At 70.2% G+C, this 5,039-nt stretch carries 3 protein-coding genes, 1 tRNA gene and 1 pseudogene; 2 read left to right on the top strand and 3 right to left on the bottom strand.

Translation table 11 applies throughout. The annotated features are described in order from the left end of the window. The coding region (locus AC1DS0_RS30750; RefSeq protein ID WP_476817990.1) for a hypothetical protein at positions 1-221 on the top strand (221 nt) is incomplete at its 5' end. A gap of 18 nt (positions 222-239) precedes the next feature. Here AC1DS0_RS30750 and AC1DS0_RS30745 read toward each other — a convergent pair. The 3 genes from AC1DS0_RS30745 to AC1DS0_RS30735 all read right to left on the bottom strand — a co-directional run bounded on the left by AC1DS0_RS30745 (position 240) and on the right by AC1DS0_RS30735 (position 4,282). Beyond that, positions 240-2,870, bottom strand: coding sequence for an AAA family ATPase (locus tag AC1DS0_RS30745; protein ID WP_476817989.1), 2,631 nt, complete (start codon positions 2,868-2,870; stop codon positions 240-242). Continuing rightward, positions 2,870-3,991 carry a metallophosphoesterase family protein gene (locus tag AC1DS0_RS30740; RefSeq protein WP_476817988.1) on the bottom strand — a complete coding sequence of 374 codons (1,122 nt, stop codon included), beginning with the start codon at positions 3,989-3,991 and terminating at the stop codon, positions 2,870-2,872. The genes AC1DS0_RS30745 and AC1DS0_RS30740 overlap by 1 nt, the downstream gene beginning before the upstream one ends. A gap of 214 nt (positions 3,992-4,205) precedes the next feature. After that, positions 4,206-4,282, bottom strand: a tRNA-Arg gene (locus AC1DS0_RS30735). A gap of 399 nt (positions 4,283-4,681) precedes the next feature. Between AC1DS0_RS30735 and AC1DS0_RS30730 the strand changes: the two are divergent. Next, positions 4,682-5,003: pseudogene (locus AC1DS0_RS30730) on the top strand (transposase); the annotation flags it as partial. Between the last annotated feature and the right edge of the window lie 36 nt (positions 5,004-5,039).

Raw genomic sequence — 5,039 nt, 5'->3', positions numbered from 1 at the left:
GTTTTGGCGAGCTCACCCCGCAGGCCCGCACCGCCTTCGTCGCTGGCACCACCGCAGCCACGGTCTTCGCCGCCAGGATCGACCGCGACGCCCTCACCGCCGAGGCCGGCCTCGACTGGCGCATCTCGTCCGCCACCGCGCTCGGCCTGACCTACTCGGCGGCAATCGGCGAACGCTCCAGAGACCACGCCCTCAAGGGCAGGGTCGAGATGCGATTCTGAGGCTCCGGTCGCCGCTCCCTACGGGTCGGGTTGCCACGGCTCCGTGCGCAGGACATGGCCGCCCAGCCGGGCAAAGGCGCGCTGGCGGCAGGAAAAGACGATGACCTGCTGGGCACTGGCCTGGCGATGCAGCGCATCGAACATCTTCTCGATGCGATCATCGTCGGAATAGACCAGCGCGTCGTCGAGGATGACGGGGGTGGGCTGGCCGCCCTTGGCGAGCAGCCGCGCGAAGGCCAGCCGCGTCAGGATCGCGAGCTGTTCGCGCATGCCGCCGCTGAGGACGCCGACCTGCTCGTCGAGGCCATTGCGCTGCACCGAGCGCGGCAGCAGCGTATCCTCGTCGAAGGTGACGCTGGCATCGTCGAACAGCAAGCCGAGGAGCGGGCGCAGCTCCTGCAGCACCGGCGCGAAATAATGGTCGCGCGCCTGCGAGCGCGCGGCTTCGAGCGCGCCGCGCAGCCGGGTCAGGACGGCGACCTCGCGGGCGAGCGCAACGGAGCGCTGCTGCGCCTGCGCGAGCCTGTCGCGGGTTTCCTGCCAGGCTTCCTCGATCGCGGTCTCGGTGCGGGTCTGGATGCGGCCATCGAGGCCCGCCGCCTCCTCGCGCAGGCGGGTGATCTCCTCGCGCGCTGCGTCTATGACCGAGCGCAGCCGCAGCTGGCGGGCTTCTGCCGCCGCAAGGTCGATCGTGCGCGCCGCGAGCTCCTCGACCTGCTGCTGCGCCGCCCGCCAGGCCCGGTTGGTCTCGTCATGCTCCACTGAGAGGCGCTCCTCGCGCCCGTGCCATTCCGTCTCCGGACCCAGGCTCTCGGCGAGTGCGGCGAGTGCGGAGGACAATCCGGCGGCATGGCGTTCCGCCTCGACCAGAGCGGAGGCTGAGGTCTCGGTCCGCGCCTGCGCCGCTCGGGCCGCCTCGCGCATGGCGCCGACGCGCGCTTCGACGGTCCCAAGCTGCCGGCGTGCTGCATCCAGATCAGCGGGCGCTTCGTTCGCGCTGGCTGCTTCGGTCTCCAGGCGCGCGATCTGTTCCTGCAGGGCTGCGAGCCCACCGGGCGCCAGCAGCAGGAGGCGCCGGCGCGCCAGGTCGAGATCGGCCTTGAGGTCACGCGCCTGCACCTCGCGCAGGCGCGCCGCGGCGAGACTGTCGACCTGAAGCTCATCGAGCAGTGCCTGCCGCTTCGCCTGTGTCCGGGCGATGTTCCGGCCGTCCTCCTCGGCCTGCGGCGCCGTGATGGTCAGGCGGCCGATCGCAGTGATCTCGATCTGCGTCGTGCCGGCGAGCGAGCGCTCCTCGGCCTGCGCCAGCATGATGCCCGCGATCGAGATCCCGCCTTCCGCGCCGGCGGCGTAATCGATGCGCAATTGCGGCGCCCGCGCTTCGGCCCTGGCCTGCAATTGCAGCAGCTGGCTGTCCGCCTGCTCCAGCTCGGTGACCTTGCCGGCGGGCAAGGCGAGGCTCTTGAGGGTCGCCTCGATGCGCTCGATCTGCTCGCGGGTCGCCTGCGCGTCCCGCTCGCTGTCCCGGGCGGTGGCCAGTCGATTCGCTGCCTCCTGCGCGCGCAAGGCCCGCTCCAGGCGAGCGAGCAGGTCGCGCTGCTCGCGTTCCTCGCGCTCGGCGCTCTCAACCGCGGCCGCGGCATCCCGCACGATGCCGGCGGCGCTCTGGTGGCGGGCGCGGGCGGCGTCCCGCTCCTTGGCGGCGCCGGTCTCGGCGTCGCGCAGGCCGGCAAATCGGGCGAGCGCCTGCCGGAAGCCGGTGAGGGCCTGATCCGCCGAGACGCGCCGGTTCAGCGCCAGGGCCGCCTTGCTCTCCGCCGCCTTGAAGGAGTCGCTCTGTGCCTTGGCGGCCGACAGCTCCGCCTCGGCCTCTGCCAGAGCGGCCTGGCGCTCCCACGCCGTCTCCGGCGTATCGATCTCGGCGAGCCGCCCCCGGATCGCGCGGCGCCGGTCGAGCGCGGCGCGCAGATCGGCGACCTCGGCGCCAAGGCGGCGCTCCTGTTCCGCCAATTGCTCGCTCTCGTCGATGGCGACGGCGTAGGGACCGCCGGCCTTGGGCCTGCCGGTCGCCGTCACCAGCCGCAGCAGTTCCTCCTCGCAGGCGATGAGCGCCTCGGTCATGCGCCGCCCGCCGGTCAGCGCCTCGACCTCGCCCTGGACCGAGGTCAGCACGGTTTCCCGCGCGCGCCGCTCCGTCTCATCGTCCGCCTTGGCGCGCCGCTCGATCCCGGTCACGCCCTGTCGGACCCAGAGCAGGCCGGCCGGCCCGCTGATGCCGCCCTTCACCAGTCCGGAGATGAAGCGTTCGGCTTCGTCCGCCTGCGCTATCAGGCGGCCGCTGTCGCGCTCACGGACCTGGGCGCGGCGGCCGCCATAGAACTGCTTGGTCAGCCGGAAGGCGCCGTCGGCGGTCGTGAGGTCCGCCTCGACCAGCGGGTTGCCGCCGCTATAGGGCCGCAGGGCCTGGACAGAGCCGGGCGTGCCGGTATGCGGCTGGAAGAACAGCGCGTGCAGGGCGTCGAAGCAGGTCGACTTGCCGTGTTCGTTGGCGGCGCAGAGCACGTTGATGCCGTCGCCGATGTTCTCGATACGCACGCCGGTGCCGGCGAAGCGGCGAACATTGTGCAGGCGCAGGGCGGTCAGCTTCATCAGGACGCCGCCGCGCAATAGGAGAACAGGCGCATCAGCGCTTCGCGCGCCACCTCGCGCTCACCGGAGGAGCGGCCATCGTCCCGGCTCTCGGCAAGCAGCATGTCGGCAGCCTGCCGCAAGGCGCCGGCATGGTCGATCTGATCGAGATCCTCGCTCTCGCATTCCGTGACCAGTTCCTGCGCTTCCAGCTGCAGCAGGGCGAATTCAGGCTCGATCGCCTTGAGATCGGCTTCCAGCCGAGCCCGCGCCGGCGGCCGCGTCCGGCCTGTCGCGAGGATGCGAAGAAGTGTCTGGCGCCGCGAGGGACCCGCCGGCAGCAGCCCCGCCAGATGCGCGCCAGGGTCGTCTCCCGCCAGGCAGTCGAGTGCGAGCGTGCGCCAGCCGAACGATCCGGTCTCGATGGGCTCGACCACGGGCTCGGCCCCCGCCGCGGGAATCGTGACCAGCAAGGCGCAGCCCGAGGCGTCGTGCTTGAACCGGTCCGGCTCCGGCGCGCCGCTATACCAGGTGCGCGGTCCGATCCGCATCTGGCCGTGCCAATCCCCGAGGGCGAGATAATCGAGGCCGGCGCGGGTCGCCCGGTCGGGGGCGATGACGTCGCCGGCGCCGCCATCTTCCGAAAAGCTCTGGACGGCGCCATGGGCGAACCCGATCCGGATCGCGCCCGGCGGGGTCGCCGCCCCGTCCAGCCATTCGGTGAGGTCGCGACCCGGCCGGCGCGTCGTGCAGGGCGCTGGCAGGAGGACGACGTCGTCGGTGAGCCGGAGAGGGGCCGGCTCGGTCGCGAGGACGACATTGGCTGGCCGCGATGTCGCCAGGCCGGCCCAGAGCGCTTCGGCGGCGAGCGAATCGTGATTGCCGGGCAGCAGGATCCAGCGAAGGCCGTCATGCCCCGCCATGGCGGCCAGCGCCTGGCGAAGCACGGCCGGGCTCGGCGTTTCGGTATCGAACACGTCGCCGGCGAGCAGGATCGTCTCCGCAGCCGCAGTGCGGGCTTGGGCCGCCAGCCGGTCGAGCACGGTATGGCGGGCCTCGCGCAGCCGCCCGCGCAGTTCGTCCGGCATCGATCCAAACGGCTTGCCGAGATGCAGGTCAGCGCTGTGAAGGAAGCGGAACATCTGACGTGGTCTACCTGCCGCTTCCGGCCGTGACCAGATGCCGGCCGCCCGCTTCGTGCTGGGCCGGGTCGATCGATGAAGCCGGGAGGTCGATCATCGAGATCGCGCTCCGCGCCTGCTCGACGTCATGGACCTTGCACTACGCTGTCTTCCCCGGCCCGCTGGGCGCGAGCCGGCGCAGCAGGGAGACGGTGGTTGGGGAAGGAGTTTGAAATGGCGCGCCCGACACGATTCGAACGTGTGACCTTTGCCTTCGGAGGGCAACGCTCTATCCAGCTGAGCTACGGGCGCTAACCGTGGAGGCTGGATAGCTGATTGCCGGCGCTTCGGCAATGCGGGAATTATGGAGTTGCGTGGTTCTCCTGCGGCAAAAGTCACGCGTTCGCATCGTGTCGGGCGTGGCGGGGGTGTGGCCGGAGCGGCCGAGGCCACCTCTGCAATGCGCTTAGTCGAACAAGGAAGGCGTCTATTGAATTTCCACCGAGCCGTCCGGACCAAAGACCGGCGGGAGGAAGCGATCGCGCTCGAACATCGCGTTTATCGCCGCGTGTAGAGGATCTCCGCCTTCCTTTCTCTCGCCGCTCAGCAAGATTCGCTGGAGCTCGCCGGTGTCGTCGGACGTGTCCCCTGACCTGCGACCCTGATCTTCCTCCAGATTTGAGTAGAGTCCGTTACTCACGGAGACGGACGATGCGCCCCTCACGGTTCACGGAAGAGCAGATCATCGGGATGCTGAAGGAGCAGGAGGCTGGAGCTGCGACGGCTGATGTCTGCCGCAAGCACGGCATCTCCTCGGCGACCTTCTACAAGTTCAAGGCGAAGTATGGCGGGATGGACGTGTCGGATGCGCGCCGGCTGAAGACCCTCGAGGATGAGAACGCCCGCCTCAAGAAGCTGCTGGCCGAACAGATGCTCGACAACGCGATCCTGAAGGATGTCGCCGCAAAAAATGGTGACGCCCGATGCGAAGCGGAAGGCGGTGGCTCATGCCTGCACGGTGCATGCGGTGAGCCGGTGGCTCATGCCTGCACGGTGCATGCGGTGAGCC

It is taken from the genome of Allobosea sp. P4_H5 (assembly GCF_056400825.1).
Note: the sequence above shows the minus strand (reverse complement) of the source record. Positions and strands in the feature narration are given on the sequence as shown.